We start from the raw sequence: 15684 nt of genomic DNA on the forward strand, positions 1-15684 counted from the left end.
GACCAGGACCTCGTAGAACACGGCGCGTTTGAACCACTCGGGGTCACGGTCCTTCGCCGGTGTGTCCTCGAAGGTGTCCTGGACGGGCTCATTGATGATCATGGTGTGGGTGACCCTCCGATCAACGGTGAGGACGGTCGCAGGACCCTGAAGACGTGCGCGGGCGCCCGGCCCGGCTCGAGGCGCACATAGTTGGTCCTGCCCCAGTGGTAGGTCTCGCCGGTGAGCTCGTCGCGCACCGGCACGGTCTCGTGCCAGTCGAGGCCGAGTTCCGGCATGTCCAACGAGACCGTGGCCTCCTGGGTGTGGTGGGGGTCGAGGTTGGCGACCACCAGAACCGTGTTCGATCCTTCCGGGTCGTCCGGGTCCCTGACCGTCTTCGAGTACGCGATCACCGCCTCCTGGTCGGCGGAGTGGAAGTGCAGGTCACGCAGTTGGCGCAGGGCGGGGTTGGCGCGCCGTACGCGGTTCAGCGTGCTGATGAGGGGTGCGATGGTGGAGCCGGAACGGGTCGCCGACTGCCAGTCCCGCGGCCGCAGTTGGTACTTCTCCGAGTTCAGATACTCCTCGCTGCCGGCCCGTAATGGGGCGTTCTCGCACAGTTCATATCCGCTGTAGACGCCCCACGTCGGCGAGAGGGTTGCGGCGAGTACGGCGCGCACCTCGAAGGCGGGGCGGCCGCCGTCCTGGAGGTAGGCGTGCAGGATGTCGGGGGTGTTGACGAAGAAGTTCGGCCGCAGGTAATGCGCGGTCTCGCCCGACAACTCCCGTAGGTAGTCGGTCAGTTCACCCTTCTCGTTGCGCCAGGTGAAGTACGTGTACGACTGCTGGAAGCCGATCGCCGCGAGGGTGCGCAGCATCGCGGGGCGCGTGAACGCCTCCGCCAGGAAGATGACGTCCGGGTCGGTGCGCCTGATGTCGGTGAGCACCTCGTCCCAGAAGAGGACGGGCTTGGTGTGCGGATTGTCGACGCGGAAGATACGCACGCCGTGGTCCATCCAGAACCGCAGCAGACGTACGGTCTCGGCGACCAGGCCCGGCATGTCGCGGTCGAAGGCCAGCGGATAGATGTCCTGATACTTCTTCGGCGGGTTCTCCGCGTACGCGATGGTCCCGTCGGCGCGGTGCGCGAACCACTCGGGGTGTTTGTCCACCCACGGATGGTCGGGGGAGCACTGCAGCGCGAAATCCAGGGCGACTTCGAGCCCAAGCCCGGCGGCCCGGCGCACGAACGCGTCGAAATCGTCGAGCGTGCCCAGGTCGGGGTGGACCGCGTCGTGCCCGCCCTCGGGGGAGCCGATGGCCCAGGGCACGCCCACGTCCTGCGGGCCTGAGGAGAGGGAATTGTCTGGCCCTTTGCGGAAGGTGGTCCCGATGGGGTGGATCGGCGGCAGATAGACCACGTCGAAGCCCATCTCCGCGATCGCCGGCAGCCGCTCCGCCGCGGTACGGAAGGTCCCCGGGACCGGCGGCTCGCCCTCGCGCACGACGGCACCCTCCGAGCGCGGGAAGAACTCGTACCAAGAACCGAACAGCGCCCGCTCCCGCTCCACCAGCAGCGGCAAGGCGCGCGATCGAGTGATGCGCTCACGCAGCGGGTGCCGCGAGAGCACCTCGTCCACCCACGGAGCGAGCGCGGCCTCCAGACGTGCCTCGGGCGGCCGCTGCTCATCCCGCAGAGCCTCCGCGACGTCAAGGAGTGCCTGGCGCTCCCCGCCGTCCGGCACTCCGCCCGCGGCCCGCTCGTACAGCAGCGCGCCCTCTTCGAGCGTCACTTCGGCGTCGATGCCGCCCGGGACCTTGATCCGTGCGGAGCGACACCATCCGGTCACCGGATCAGCCCAGGCCTCCACGGCGTACGTCCAGCGCCCCTCGGCGTCCGGTGTCACATCGGCGCCCCAGCGGTCGGTGCCCGGGGCCAGTTCGCGCATGGGGGCACACGGCCGGGCCCGGCCGTCCGGGCCCATCAGGACGACCTCGGCACCGACCGGGCCATCGCCCTCGCCGAATACCGTGGCCGTCACCTGGAAGGTCTCCCCCGGGACCGCCTTCGCGGGACGGCGGCCGCAATCTACGACCGGGGCGACGTCCAGGATGGGCACGGTCAAGGAGACCGGAGCCTCTTCCGGAGCTGGGCTCATCGAATCCGGGGCTGAGCCCCTCGACTCCGGAGCCGGGCCCCTCGACTCCGGAGCCGGGCCCGTCAAATCCGGAGCTGAGCCCGTCGAATCCAGGGCTGAGCCCGTCGAATCCGGGACTGGGCCCGTCGACTCCCGAGCCGGCCCCGTCGAATCCGGGGCCGGGCCCGTGGCCTCCCGAGCCGGCCCCGTCGACGGAGCGGAGGCCATCGACCGGGCGAGGGCCATCGATGGGGCGGGGCTCGTCCGCGGAGCTCGGGTCATCGCTCTCTCCTTTGCCATGCCCCGGTGCCCGGGGCACAGGCCGTGGCCACGTGTGGCCGGCGGCCACGGGCTGATGGCCGCCGGTTGCCGACGCGACGGCCGCAGGCCCAGATAGCGCTCGGCGGCCTCCGCGGCGAGCCGCGCCGTGCGCTCTCCCATCAGGACGCACAGCGTGTACGCGGTGTTCTCGAAGTGCTTTCGCGCTCCGAGGTCGGCGGGACCGGCCAGCAACAGCCGCTCCCAGGACCGGTATTGGTTCAGGTGCCGCGCGACCTCGGCTTTGTCAGGCAGCAGCATCACGCTGGTCACCCTCTCGTGCTCCGGAGTGCCTCGCGGTGCACCTGACTGGCGCCGGAGGGGGTCGACAAACCGGGGTGAGTGCCGGACGCACTTCCTGACCCATAGTGCACGCCCGTGTGCGCAGCGTCCTGTTGGATCTTCAACGACCGGCACGACCTGCTCGTGTTGCACGAATGGAGCAGCACTCCCACCCTGAAATGACTCAGAAGCGATCAACTCTCACGCTTCGTGTTCGGGGCGGCGGCTCGACGAGCCGACCGGTCGGAAGCTTGGCCGAGAGGAGTCAAGAGCCATGAAGACCGCAGTCCCCTGCTACTACCACCTCGAGGTGGAGATCACCCCCCAGCGGGTCAGGCAGGTCAGGCGCATTCTTGCCGCACACCTCCGGCACTGGGGCCTGGGGGTTCTCGTCGAACCCGTGAGCCACTGCGCAAGCGTGCTGCTGCAGGCGATCGCGACGCATGCGACGGACAAGCACACCGTCGTCGAGATGTGGTGGAACGGACAGCACCTCATCACGGCCGTATCCGACAACGAACGCGACCTTCGTCATCCGCACTGCGGGCCGGAGGGCTATCTGGCGCAGATCGCCGCGCTGAGCGACGGCTGGGGCAACTGTCCGGCGACCAACGGCAAAATCATCTGGTTCTCGCACCGTGCCCGGTCCGCCGACGGCGCCCTGCTGACCCCCGCGCCGCCCGCGCCCACGCTGCGCGCGGCCGCCTCCCCGATCGGGCACGCCGCGCAGCGGGACGAGTTGTGCCCCACGCTGGGGGAGCGACCCGCGGCGTCGGATCCGCTGCCGCAAGCGGTGCCCGTCGGCTGAACGAGGCGCTCGGCGGTGGCGGCGCGCCACGGCCGCGGCATCCCATCGGGGAAGCCGCGGCCCGTCCATGGGCGCGGTACGCGTGACACACACCGACGACCACGCTCATCCACGCGTCATCCATACGGAGGCAGCAGCGTGCGCACCTTGATCGGACACCCCTTCCCGCTCGGCGCGACCTACGACGGCGAAGGGACGAACTTCGCCCTGTTCAGCGAGGTCGCCGACCGTGTCGAGCTCGTCCTCATCCACGAGGACGGCACCCACGAAAGCATCTGGGTCACCGAGGTCGACGGCTTCGTCTGGCACTGCTACCTGCCGGGGGTCGGCCCGGGACATCGCTACGGATACCGGGTGCACGGCCCCTGGGAACCCGCCACGGGCCATCGGTGCAACCCCGCCAAGCTGCTCCTCGACCCCTACGCCAGGGCGTTCGATGGGGAGGTGGACAACGACGCGGCGCTGTACGAGCACGCGGCGCGGGGTCCCGATCCGGCCGACAGCGCCGCGCACACGATGCTCTCGGTGGTGACCGACCCCTCCTTCCCCTGGGAGGGCGACGTACTGCCGAGGCGTCCCTACGCCCAGACCGTGATCTACGAGACCCATGTGCGAGGCCTGACCCGCAGACACACCGGGGTCCCCGCCGAACTCCGGGGCACCTACGGGGGGTTGGCGACCGAGCCCGTGATCGATCACCTCCTCTCGCTGGGGGTGACCGCCGTCGAGCTGATGCCGGTGCACCAGTACGTGCAGGACGGCTTCCTGCGCGACCGCGGCCTGTCCAACTACTGGGGGTACACCTCCATCGGCTTCTTCGCGCCGCACAACGCCTACGCGGCGCACGGCTCGCGCGGCGAGCAGGTCACCGAGTTCAAGTCGATGGTCAAGAAGCTGCACACGGCCGGGCTCGAGGTGATTCTGGACGTGGTCTACAACCACACCGCGGAGGGCGACGAGAACGGCCCGACGCTCGCCTTCCGCGGCATCGACAACGCCTCGTACTACCGCCTGGCGGAGAGCGATCCGGCGCACTACTTCGACACCACCGGCACGGGCAACAGCCTGCTGATGAGGCACCCCAGCGTCCTGCAACTGATCATGGACTCGCTGCGCTACTGGGTCACCGAGATGCACGTGGACGGGTTCCGTTTCGATCTGGCCGCCACGCTCGCCCGGCAGTTCCACGACGTGGACCGGCTTTCCGCGTTCTTCGACCTGGTCCAGCAGGACCCGGTGGTCGGACGCGTCAAACTCATCGCCGAGCCCTGGGACGTCGGCGAGGGCGGCTATCAGGTCGGCAACTTCCCGCCGCTCTGGTCGGAGTGGAACGGCAAGTACCGCGACGCGGTACGGGACTTCTGGCGCGGCGCGGACAACTCCCTCGCCGAGTTCGCCTCCCGGCTGACCGGGTCGTCCGACCTCTACCAGCACGACCGTCGCCGTCCGCGCGCGAGCGTCAACTTCGTCACCGCGCACGACGGCTTCACGCTGCGTGATCTGGTCTCGTACGACGACAAGCACAACGAGGGCAACGGCGAGGACAACCGGGACGGCGAGAACGCGAACCGCTCGTGGAACTGCGGCGTCGAGGGACCGACGGCCGATGAGGGCGTCCTGGAGCTCCGTGCGCGCCAGCAGCGCAACTTCCTCGCCACGCTCATGCTGTCGCAGGGGATTCCGATGATCGCCCACGGCGACGAGATGGGCCGCAGCCAACTGGGCAACAACAACGCCTACTGCCAGGACAGCGAGATCTCCTGGGTCGACTGGGATCTCGACGAGGACCGGCGTGACCTGCTCGCCTTCACCCGGCGGGCGATCGCGCTGCGGGTCGAGCACCCGGTGTTGCGAAGACGCCGCTTCTTCCTTGGTGACACGACGACCCGTGGGGCCCGGCCGCTGCCGGATCTGGTGTGGTTCAGGCCCGACGCGCACGAGATGACGCGGCAGGACTGGCAGCGGCCCGACGCCCACGCCATCGGCGTCTTCCTCAACGGTGACGCGATCACGGAACCCGACGCGTGCGGCAGACCTGTGGTGGACACCTCCTTCCTGTTGCTCCTGAACAGCTACCGGGAGCCGATCGTCTTCCAGCTGCCGGACCCCGCGTACGGCGAACGCTGGACCACACGGATCGACACCTCGGACCCGCGAGGCCTTTCGGACGAGACCGAGCACAAGGCGGACAGCGAGATCGCCCTAGGGGCGCACAGTCTGCTCCTGCTGTCCCGGGCGCACGTCGCGCCCTGACGCGGTGGCGGCGGCCTCCGGATTCCGTTGGGTGGGCGTACAGCGGTTGTGCCCGCCCCGGGGACGGCGGATTCTGTAGGGGATGAACGGGGCTGGTGTGGCGCGATGACTGCATGGAACGCGGAGCAGAGCTCCGACTTCCGTGGCCCCCTCGACGTCAACAGGGCGGCCACGGCGGTCGTCGACGCCCAGGACACGGTCATCGGATGGAGCCCCGCGGCGGAGCGGCTCCTCGGTTACCCGGCGCAGGAGATCCTCGGCAGGCCCGTGGCCACTCTCCTGCCACCCGGCCAGGCAGTCGCCGTTCTCCCGCCCCCTCCCCTGTTCCGGGGGAACGAGATCCGCGTCGCCCGGCACCGCGACGGGCGTGAACTGACCGTCGCCACCGCGGTGTGTCCGCTGGCGGGCGCCGACACGGCGTTGCGCGTCGTCGTGGCGACGGAGCTACAGGATCTGCGGATCTGGGAAGCCCGGCAGTCCCTCTTGCACGGCCTTGCCACCCAGTCCCCCGTAGGCCTGGCCATCTACGACACCAACCTGCGCCTGACCTGGTGCAACTCGGCGTACGAACAGGAGATGGGGCGACCGCTCGCCGAGTTCCGCGGCTCTCGGGCCGAAGAGCTGTACTCCGAGGGAAAGTTCGTGACCCGGGGGCATCCGCCCACCCTCGACACGGTCATGCGTCACGTCCTTGACACCGGGGAACCCTTTCTGGACCTGCACTTCCAGGGCAGGCCGCCCACCGACCCGGAGACGGACCACCTCTGGTCCTGCGCCTACTACCGGCTCCAGGATGCCAACGGACATGTCTTTGGGGTGTGCGAGGACGCATTCGACATCACCGATCGCTACAAGGCCCAGCGTCGCCTCGCCCTGCTCGTCGAGGCGGGCCGCGGAGTCGGTACGGCCCTCGATGTGATGGCCACCGCCGAGAAGATCACCGAGGTGGCGGTGCCGGAGTTCGCGAGCACGGTCACGGTCGACCTCGCGAGGGGCGTACTGGAGGGCGAGGTGCCGGCCACCAGCGGCTCGGCGGCGATGTCCCTGGTGCGGGTCGCCCGCTGCTCGGCCGATGAAGCCTGCCAGGAGGAGCCAGGAAGGGGGCCTGCGCCCGCTCCCTCCGCGAGCCACTCCCCCGTGGAGTACCCGTCCGGTTCACCGCAGGACCGCAGCCTCTCCTCGGGCGGGCTCGTGCTCGACGACTCGGTCCTGGTCGTGCCGCTGCGGGCCGGGAACAGCACGCTGGGACTCGTCACCTTCATACGCGACACCGGGGCCATCTTCGACAGCGGCGAAGTGTCACTGGCCGACGAGCTGGTCGCCCGTACGGCCGTGTCCATCGACAACGCCCGCCGCTTCACCCGTGAGCGCACCGCCTCCCTGGCCCTCCAGCGCCAGTTGCTGCCGCAACACGTGCCGGAGCAGTCGGCGGTCGACGTCGCCTACCGCTATCTGCCCACGGACGACGTGACCGGCGTCGGCGGTGACTGGTTCGACGTCATCCCGCTGTCCGGAACCCGGATCGGACTCGTGGTCGGAGACGTGGTCGGCCACGGTCTGCAGGCGGCCGCCACCATGGGACGGCTGCGTACGACCGTGCGCGCGTTCGCCCAGATGGACCTGGATCCCGTCGAGCTGCTCTCGCGGCTCGACGACCTGGTGGCGCAGTCGGCGGAGGAACAGCGGGCCGAGCTGGAAACGCCCGACGGCATGTACGCCGATGTGACCACCGGGGCGACCTGCCTCTACGCGGTCTACGACCCGGTGTCGCGGCGCTGCGTCATGGCCAGGGCCGGGCACCTGCCGCCGGCGGTCGTCGACCCGGACGGCCGGCTGTCCTTCCCGGACCTGCCGGCAGGACCGCCGCTGGGCCTCGGCGGTCTGCCGTTCGAGTCGATGGAGATCGAGCTGCCGGTGGGCAGCCTGCTCGCGCTCTTCACCGACGGCCTTGTCGAGGCCCGTGACCGCGACATCGACCACGGTCTTGACATCCTGGGACGCGTACTCAGCGACCGGCGGGCGTCGCTCGAAGAGCTCTGCGACCGGGCCGTGGCACAACTCCTGCCCGGCGGCTCGACGGCCGACGACACCGCCCTGCTGCTCGTCCGCACCCGGGAACTCGACCCTTCGCAGGTCACCGAATGGGAACTGCCCGCGGAACCGGTCGCCGCGGGCCAGGCCCGGGAGCTTGCCACCCAACAGCTGCACCGCTGGGGCCTCGAGGAGCTGTCCTTCGCGACCGAGCTCGTCGTCAGCGAGCTGGTGACCAACGCGGTCAGGTACGCCGAAGGGCCGATCCAGGTACGCCTCATCCGTGACCGCACCCTCCTGTGCGAGGTCGCGGACCGGGGCCACACCTCACCGCACCTGCGCCACAGCGGCGACGACGACGAAGGCGGGCGCGGCCTGTTCATCGTCGCGCAGCTGGTCCAGCGGTGGGGAACGCGCTACACCCGCTCCGGCAAGACCATCTGGACGGACCAGGCCTTTCCCGCGACGGGACCGTCGCCGTCCTGACTCACCGTCGACGGTGAGCGGTACCGATGCCCCCTAATCCTCCGCTCGCAGGGCGGCGATCAGCCATTCGAACGCAGGCACCTGCGAGGGGACCTGCGGCCGCCCGTTGAGCACCGCAAGCAGCTGCCAGTACCGCTCCACCCTGCGGTCGGTGAAAGTCGCCAACTGATCAGCCAGCCGGGCGCGTTCCGCTGCCGGCAGGCCGGGGTCGATGATGCGGTGAAGGAACTCCTTGCCTGCGGCCGTTGCGGGGGCGACGTGTTCGCGTACCGCCTGGCCGGCGTGGACCGCGACCTTCGCCGGGTCGGGCCCCGCCGGCTGTTGCTCTCCCTGCGACGCCCCGGCCAGGGCCATCTCGCGTACCCGTTCCCGGAACGGCTCGTCGCCGACCAGCTCGGCCAGCTCCACCCAGGCGTCCACCTGCTCGGCGGTCGGGTCGGCGGGCAGGTGTTTCGGTACGGTGCGCATGGCCTGGGCGATGTGGGCGCCAGGCGCGTCGGGGTCGACACCGTCGAAGGTCTCGTGGACGAAATCGTCGATGATCCGCTGTCGCTCGTCGGCGGACATCCGGGCCAGTTCATGCATGAGTCTCATCTCCTTGGTCGTACTGCCCTGCCGAGCGACCCGATCAAGCACCGCGCGCCGTGCCTGCAGTGTGCGGATCTCCGCGTCGACTGCCCGCGCATGCGCCCTGGCCACGTCGCGCACCGTCACCTGCCTGTCCAGCACCCGGCGTACCGTCTCCAGGTCAAGGCCCAGCTCGCGCAGGGTCCGGACGAGGTCGACACGGGCGGTGGCATCGGCGTCGTAGAGCCGGAAGCCGCCCGCCGTGCGGCCGGTCGGCACCACGACTCCGCTGTCGGACCAGAAACGGATGGTCCGCACGGAAAGCCCGGTGCGCCGGGCGAGTTCGCCGATGGTCAGCAGCTCGGTGTGGTCGCTCACGAGGCCAACTCTCATCCCTCCAGCGGATGGAGAGTCAAGCGTTTACTGACACGACTGAGCCACCGGACGCCGATTGGCCCGGTTCCCGGGCGCAGCACGCCTGAGAATCTGCACCTCCAGGCCGGTTCCGGACTTCGAGGAGATGCCATGCAGGTAGCCGTGGTCACCTTTGACGGATTCAATGAACTCGACAGCTTCATCGCCTCCGCGCTGATCAATCGGTGCCGAAAGGACGGCCTGGAGGCCTTCATCACGACACCGACGCCGGTGGTCACGTCGATGAACGGCGTCGAGACAACTGGGCAGCGCCCCATGGAGTTCGTGACCGAGGCCGATGTCGTACTGATCGGCAGCGGCGTGAAGACGCGCGACGTGGTCGCCGACGACCGGTTGATCTCCAGGCTGCCGCTTGACCCTTCGCGCCAGCTGATCGGTGCGCAGTGCTCCGGTGCGCTGGTGCTCGCCCGGCTCGGGCTGCTGACGTCCATGCCCGCGTGCACGGACATGACGAGCCGGCCCCTTGTCGAGGCCTGCGGTGTCACCGTCCTGGACGCGCCGTTCCATGCCGAGGGGAACATCGCGACGGCGGGCGGCTGCCTGGCCTCGCAGTATCTCGCCACGTGGGTGATGGCCCGGACGCTCGGCGCTGACGCCGCACGCGACGTCATCAACTACGTGGCTCCGGTCGGCGAGAACGAGGAGACCGTCGAGCGCGCGATGCGTGCCGTCCGCACGGGCGAGGCGGTCCTGCGCTGACGCCACCGCGCGTCAGTCGACCGCGAGTTCACGCTTGAGGATCTCGCCCGTCGCGCCGGCGGCCTCCTCCCCATGACGACGCGGTACTCGGCCCCGCAGTTCGCGGTACGCCGCCTCAGCTCCGGCGGCGCGTGAGCGCGCGGCGTACCACCTTGGCGAGCACGGACGGGCGGAACAGCAGCGAGGGCGGGGCCGTCATGTTCAGGACCCGTACGAACCGGGCCCACACGCCCGGGTCGTGCACGGCGAGCGCGAAGACGTGCTTGTTGTACCAGTGGGCGAAGCGTGCGGACCGCGGCTGTCCGGCGGGTGCCCACATCAGGTCCGAGCTGGTGGCCATGGTCCAGGGGACCTTGATGACACGGGCCGCGGCGCGCTGGTAGGCGCGGCTGAGGCCGTCGAGTCCGGCCGCGTCGGCCCGCCTGCGGCGCAGCAGTCGGCCGAGCAGCTCCGCTTCGAGCGCGGCGACCGTGAGCCCTTGTCCGTACACCGGGTTGAACACACAGAGGGAGTCGCCGACCGCGATCAGGCGTTCGGGCCAGCGGGCGTTCTTGTGGTGCAGGCGCCACTCGTTGCCGGGGTTGGTGTAGCGGTGGATCTCTCCTTGCCGGGTGCCGCGTTTGATCTGTTCGGCGAGGCGGGGATTGCCGAGGCTGTGGGCGAAGTCGAGGTAGCCCTCGTCGTCGGTGGGCGGCACGTGCTCGTCGACGCCGAGCAGCGAGCACATCCAGCGGTTGCGCTCCACGGCGAGGACGACTCCGCCGCGCGGGACGTCGGGCGCGAAGGCCATCTGGTACGCGATGTCGAAGTCCTGCCGGTCCTGCGGCGGGCGTTCGTAGCACGCGGAGGTGTAGGTGATCTTCGCCTTGATGACGGTCTTGGCGGACACCGGCAGCCGTGCGTCGGTGAGCCACCGGTCGACGGACGTGGAGCGACCCGAGGCGTCAACGACCAGGTCCGCGGTGACTTCGGCGGACTCTTCGGCGCCGTCGGTGCGGTAACGGACCCGGTCCAGGCGCCCGGGAGCGCTGGCCGTCACCGTCTCGCAGCGGGTCGCCGGGAGCACGCGCACGGCCGGCAGGGCCAACACCCTTTGCCGCAGGCGCCGTTCGAGCTCGTCGCGCGTGAGGCTCTGGATGGCCAGGCCCACCGGGGCGGCCGGCGCATAGCCGGTCGGCAGCAGAAAGCTCATCCGCTCGCCGTAGTCGAAGACCGGCGCGCCCAGTTCCGCGAGCTCCGCCCGCAGCCCCGGGAAGAGCTCCTCCAGCGCCTCGCCGCCCCGGGCGAGCAGCGCGTGCGCGTGGTAGCCCTGCGGGACATGGGGGTGCACACCCGTGTCCGACCGCACCGGGTCGTGCTCCAGGACGAGCACCTCTCTGAAGTGATCGGACAGGACGCGGGCGGTGACGAGACCCGCGTATCCGCCGCCGACGACGACGGCCCGCTCCCAGCGGGTGCCGGGCGACGAACTGTGCTGGTTCTTGGTCATGACGGGTCCCGTTCCTCTCAGCCGCACTAATCGCAGTTTCGCCCCAGCGGTACCCCGCCCCGGAGGACCCGTGTCGCGTTTCCGCCGCCGTGACGCGGGGATGCCTCTGCGCACACGGACGGTGGCCGCGGTGTGCGGACGCCCCGATGGCCCACGACGGCCTGGATGTACGGCACTTCGGGGCCCCTCGGCTGGTCGGCCTCGCATCGCGCGAGCCGTCCGCCGCTCGCCGGAACGCGCCGTCCATCGGGGCTGAAAGCCGCCGGTACCTGCGCAAACATCGCGCGCGCTCGATCATCGTATCGAGTTAATGTCGGCGAATTTCCTTGCTCCGGGCGGCCGAGCGGCCATTAGTGTTCCCTCTGGATCTGGCCGGATTCCCGTTCGTATACCCCTGTTTCCCTCCTCTTGCCCGGTGACGTCCGCATACGCGCGTCACCGCCCTGACCAAGGAGAGCTCGCCCGATGACTGTTGACTCGAGCCCGGAAGCGCAAGTGGAGCTGCCGCGGCAGTCCAGCCTGGGTACTGCGGCCGCCCGCAACCTCGCCACCACGACCAAGTCCGCCCCGCAGATGCAGGAGATCACCTCCCGGTGGCTGCTGCGGATGCTGCCCTGGGTGGAGACCAAGGGCGGCGCCTACCGGGTGAACCGTCGGCTGACCTACACCGTCGGCGACGGCACCGTGGAGTTCGTCCAGGACGGCGCCGACGTCCGGGTGATCCCCCGTGAACTGGGTGAACTGGCCCTGCTGCGCGGCTTCGACGACGATGAGGTACTGACCGCCATCGCCGATCGGTGCGTCCAGCGCGACTTCCGGATCGGCGAGACGCTGGTCGAGCGCGGCACGCCCGCGGAGCAGCTGCACCTGATCGCCCACGGACGTATCAGCCAGACCACCGTCGGCAGGTACGGCGACGAGGTCGCCCTGGACGTACTCGCCGACGGCGACCAGTTCGGGGAGAACGCCCTCATCGACGAGGACGCCCGGTGGGAGCAGACCGCAACCGCCGAGACCTCGGGCACCCTGCTGACCCTGTCGCGCGCCGACTTCGCGGCCGTCCTGGCCGCGGCGCCGAGCCTCCGGGAGCACCTCGAGGAGTTCGCGGCGCTCTCCCGCCAACGGCAGAACCACCGCGGCGAGGCGGAGATCGCGATGTCGGCCGGCCACACCGGCGAGCACGAGCTGCCCGGCGCGTTCGCCGACTACGAACTGAAGCCGCGCGAGTACGAACTCTCGGTCGCCCAGACCATTCTGCGGATCCACACGAGGGTCGCCGACCTCTACAACGGGCCGATGAACCAGACCGAGGAGCAACTCAGGCTCACCGTCGAGGCGTTGCGCGAGCGCCAGGAGCACGAGCTCATCAACAACCGGGAGTTCGGCCTGCTCCACAACGCCGCCTTCCAGCAGCGCATCCAGACGCACTCGGGGCCGCCGACGCCGGACGACATGGACGAGCTGCTCTGCCGCCGTCGCGGGTCGAAGTTCTTCCTCGCGCACCCCAAGACGATCGCGGCGATCGGGCGTGAGTTCAACGCGCGCGGGCTCTATCCGGACCACGTCGACCTCGGCGGCCAGCAGGTCCCGGCCTGGCGCGGGGTCCCGATCCTCCCCTGCAACAAGATCCCGATCACCAAGGAGAAGACCAGCTCGATCCTCTGCATGCGTACGGGTGAGGAGAACCAGGGCGTCATCGGACTGCATCAGACCGGTCTGCCGGACGAGTACGAACCGGGCCTGTCGGTCCGCTTCATGGGCGTCGACGAGACGGCCATCACCTCCTACCTCGTCAGCACCTACTACTCCGCCGCCATCCTCGTGCCGGACGCGGTCGGCGTGATGGAGAACGTACAGATCGCCCGCTGGCCCAGGTAGCGGCCCCGGCCCGCGAGGCCGCCCACCCCCCGAAGGAGCCATGGATGCACGTACTCGCCGACGCCGCGGCCCGCGCCCGCGACATCAAGGCCGCCATCGGCGGCCCGCCTCCCCTCGATGCCCCTGCAGCCGCGGCGCCCGCCCCGAGCGCCGGCCTGGAGCGGCTCCTGCGCGGCCCCAGCGGCCTGGGCACGGCGGGCCTGCGGCTGATGCCGCGGGAGGAGCCGCCGACACCCCCGGAACCGCCGACGGCCTCGGAACCGGTGGCTCCGGCGGAAGGCACGCCGATCCCGGGGCTCTACTTCCACCCGGTGCCCGAACCCGATCCGGCGCGGGTCGATGAGGTCAGCCGCAGGATCAAGTCCTGGGCGCTGGACGAGGTTTCCCTCTATCCCGATGACTGGGAGGAGCAGTTCGACGGGTTCTCCGTGGGGCGTTACATGGTCGCCTGCCATCCGGACGCGCCCACCGTCGACCACCTGATGATCGCCACCCGCCTGATGGTGGCCGAGAACGCGGTGGACGACTGCTACTGCGAGGACCACGGAGGCTCGCCCGTCGGCCTCGGCGAACGCCTTCTGCTCGCGCACACCGCCCTGGATCCCCTGTACACGACGCAGGAGTACCAGCCGCAGTGGGCGAAGTCGCTCCACGCGGACGCGCCCCGGCGCGCCTACAGCTCCGCCATGGAGTACTTCGTCCAGGCGGGCAGCGCCGCGCAGGCCGACCGGTTCCGGCACGACATGGCACGGCTGCACCTGGGCTATCTCGCCGAAGCCGCCTGGGCCCAGCTGGAACACGTACCCGAAGTGTGGGAGTACCTGGCGATGCGCCAGTTCAACAACTTCCGCCCCTGCCCGACCATCACCGACACCGTCGGCGGCTACGAACTGCCGGCGGACCTGCACGCACAGCCCGCCATGCAGAAGGTCATCGCTCTCGCGGGGAACGCGACGACCATCGTCAACGACCTGTACTCGTACACCAAGGAACTCGACGCTCCTGGCGTGCACTTGAACCTGCCGGTCGTGATCGCCGAGCGGGAGGGCCTCTCCGACCAGGACGCCTATCTGAAGTCGGTCGAGGTCCACAACGACCTCATGCACGACTTCGAGGCCGAAGCCACGGCTCTGGCCGCCGCCTGCCCCGTCCCGAGTGTCCAGCGCTTCCTGCGCGGCGTGGCCGCCTGGGTCGACGGCAACCACTACTGGCACCAGACCAACACCTACCGCTACAGCCTGCCCGACTTCTGGTAAGAGAAGTTCCGGTAAGAGAAATGGATTCATCTGTGACCAGCACCGAACTCACCGCCACCTCCACCGGCACCCCCCTGCGCATCCCCGGCCCGGCGACGCCCTACCAGGGGGACATCGCCCGCTACTGGGACGGGGAGGCCAGGCCCGTGAACCTGCGTCTCGGCGATGTCGACGGTCTGTACCACCACCACTACGGCATCGGCGACGTCGACCGCGCCGCGCTCGGTGACGCCGAGGACAGCGAGAGCGAGAAGAAGCTGATCGCCGAGCTGCACCGACTGGAGTCGGCGCAGGCCGAGTTCCTCCTGGGGCACCTCGGCGACATCGGGAGTGACGACACCCTGGTGGACGCCGGCTGCGGCCGCGGCGGCTCGATGGTGATGGCGCACCAGCACTTCGGCTGCAAGGTCGAAGGGGTCACGCTGTCGGCCAAGCAGGCCGACTTCGCCAACAGGCGTGCGCGCGAGCTCCGCATCCAGGACCACGTCCGCGCCCGCGTCTGCAACATGCTCTCCACGCCCTTCGAGACCGGGCAGGCCGCGGCCTCGTGGAACAACGAGTCGACCATGTACGTCGACCTGCACGACCTCTTCGCCGAACACTCCCGCGTCCTCAAGGTCGGCGGCCGCTATGTGACCATCACCGGCTGCTGGAACCCGCGGTACGGCCAGCCCTCCAAGTGGGTCTCGCAGATCAACGCGCACTTCGAGTGCAACATCCACTCGCGCCGCGAGTATCTGCGCGCCATGGCCGACAACCGCCTCGTCCCGCAGGCCGTCGTCGATCTCACCCCCGACACCCTGCCGTACTGGGAGCTGCGGGCCACGTCCTCTCTGGTCACGGGAATCGAGGACGCGTTCATCAACTCCTACAAGGACGGGTCCTTCCAGTACCTGCTCATCGCGGCCGACCGTGTCTGACATCGGCTGATCGGTAGGGCCCGGTCCCGACGGAACGGGCCCGACCCCCCGGGCAGGGCCAGGTGGTCGCGGACGGGGCGCCCCAGGTGTTGTGCCGGTGGGCGCGGCTGCCGGGCGCCGCGCCGGGGCCGTCAACGGCGCT

10 protein-coding genes and 1 pseudogene are annotated in these 15684 nt (G+C 69.8%); 7 read left to right on the forward strand and 4 right to left on the reverse strand.

All coding sequences use genetic code 11. The annotated features are described in order from the left end of the window. Positions 1 to 98 precede the first annotated feature (98 nt). Entirely contained in the window at positions 99 to 2141 is a 2043-nt protein-coding gene (locus ACFWY6_RS34395; protein WP_384699014.1) for an alpha-1,4-glucan--maltose-1-phosphate maltosyltransferase, read from the reverse strand. 378 nt (positions 2142 to 2519) lie between these two features. Beyond that, a pseudogene (locus tag ACFWY6_RS34400) lies at positions 2520 to 2699 on the reverse strand (DUF5133 domain-containing protein); the annotation flags it as partial. Positions 2700 to 2994: 295 nt separating this feature from the next. On the opposite strand from ACFWY6_RS34400, the gene ACFWY6_RS34405 reads away from it, so the two are divergent. From ACFWY6_RS34405 to ACFWY6_RS34415, 3 genes are all read left to right on the forward strand, one after another. Continuing rightward, the gene (locus tag ACFWY6_RS34405; protein WP_384698988.1) at positions 2995 to 3528 is read left to right on the forward strand and encodes a pep a2; all 534 of its coding nucleotides are present in this window, start codon (positions 2995 to 2997) and stop codon (positions 3526 to 3528) included. A gap of 138 nt (positions 3529 to 3666) precedes the next feature. Beyond that, positions 3667 to 5781, forward strand: a complete 2115-nt coding sequence (gene glgX, locus ACFWY6_RS34410) for a glycogen debranching protein GlgX (protein WP_384698991.1) — start codon at positions 3667 to 3669, stop codon at positions 5779 to 5781. 105 nt (positions 5782 to 5886) lie between these two features. Further along, positions 5887 to 8298, forward strand: coding sequence for a SpoIIE family protein phosphatase (locus tag ACFWY6_RS34415; RefSeq protein WP_384698994.1), 2412 nt, complete (start codon positions 5887 to 5889; stop codon positions 8296 to 8298). A 33-nt stretch (positions 8299 to 8331) separates the two neighbouring features. Here ACFWY6_RS34415 and ACFWY6_RS34420 read toward each other — a convergent pair whose 3' ends face one another. Beyond that, positions 8332 to 9243, reverse strand: a complete 912-nt coding sequence (locus ACFWY6_RS34420) for a MerR family transcriptional regulator (protein WP_384698997.1) — start codon at positions 9241 to 9243, stop codon at positions 8332 to 8334. A gap of 147 nt (positions 9244 to 9390) precedes the next feature. On the opposite strand from ACFWY6_RS34420, the gene ACFWY6_RS34425 reads away from it, so the two are divergent. Further along, positions 9391 to 9999: a DJ-1/PfpI family protein gene (locus tag ACFWY6_RS34425; RefSeq protein WP_384698999.1), complete on the forward strand. Its 609-nt coding sequence runs from the start codon at positions 9391 to 9393 to the stop codon at positions 9997 to 9999. Between the two features lie 115 nt (positions 10000 to 10114). On the opposite strand, the gene ACFWY6_RS34430 is transcribed toward ACFWY6_RS34425, so the two are convergent. Beyond that, complete coding sequence (locus ACFWY6_RS34430) at positions 10115 to 11488, reverse strand: FAD-dependent oxidoreductase (protein ID WP_384699002.1); 1374 nt, start codon at positions 11486 to 11488, stop codon at positions 10115 to 10117. 465 nt (positions 11489 to 11953) lie between these two features. Between ACFWY6_RS34430 and ACFWY6_RS34435 the strand changes: the two genes are divergently transcribed. From ACFWY6_RS34435 to ACFWY6_RS34445, 3 genes are read left to right on the forward strand one after another with little or no spacing between them, the layout of a single operon-like run. Further along, the gene (locus ACFWY6_RS34435; protein WP_384699005.1) at positions 11954 to 13366 is read left to right on the forward strand and encodes a family 2B encapsulin nanocompartment shell protein; all 1413 of its coding nucleotides are present in this window, start codon (positions 11954 to 11956) and stop codon (positions 13364 to 13366) included. A gap of 44 nt (positions 13367 to 13410) precedes the next feature. Beyond that, the gene (locus tag ACFWY6_RS34440) at positions 13411 to 14622 is read left to right on the forward strand and encodes a family 2 encapsulin nanocompartment cargo protein terpene cyclase (RefSeq protein WP_384699008.1); all 1212 of its coding nucleotides are present in this window, start codon (positions 13411 to 13413) and stop codon (positions 14620 to 14622) included. 32 nt (positions 14623 to 14654) lie between these two features. Further along, complete coding sequence (locus ACFWY6_RS34445; RefSeq protein ID WP_384699011.1) at positions 14655 to 15542, forward strand: geranyl diphosphate 2-C-methyltransferase; 888 nt, start codon at positions 14655 to 14657, stop codon at positions 15540 to 15542. Positions 15543 to 15684 lie beyond the last annotated feature (142 nt).

The organism is Streptomyces sp. NPDC059037 (genome assembly GCF_042740015.1).
Classification (GTDB): Bacteria; Actinomycetota; Actinomycetes; order Streptomycetales; family Streptomycetaceae; genus Streptomyces.

Excerpts from the sequence above, each read along its gene's own strand:
- ACFWY6_RS34435 (WP_384699005.1), top strand. The coding sequence starts at position 11,954 with ATGACTGTTGACTCGAGCCCGGAAGCGCAAGTGGAGCTGCCGCGGCAG.
- ACFWY6_RS34440 (WP_384699008.1), top strand. The coding sequence starts at position 13,411 with ATGCACGTACTCGCCGACGCCGCGGCCCGCGCCCGCGACATCAAGGCC.
- ACFWY6_RS34415 (WP_384698994.1), top strand. The coding sequence starts at position 5,887 with ATGACTGCATGGAACGCGGAGCAGAGCTCCGACTTCCGTGGCCCCCTC.
- ACFWY6_RS34430 (WP_384699002.1), bottom strand. The coding sequence starts at position 11,488 with ATGACCAAGAACCAGCACAGTTCGTCGCCCGGCACCCGCTGGGAGCGG.
- ACFWY6_RS34405 (WP_384698988.1), top strand. The coding sequence starts at position 2,995 with ATGAAGACCGCAGTCCCCTGCTACTACCACCTCGAGGTGGAGATCACC.
- ACFWY6_RS34425 (WP_384698999.1), top strand. The coding sequence starts at position 9,391 with ATGCAGGTAGCCGTGGTCACCTTTGACGGATTCAATGAACTCGACAGC.
- ACFWY6_RS34395 (WP_384699014.1), bottom strand. The coding sequence starts at position 2,141 with ATGAGCCCAGCTCCGGAAGAGGCTCCGGTCTCCTTGACCGTGCCCATC.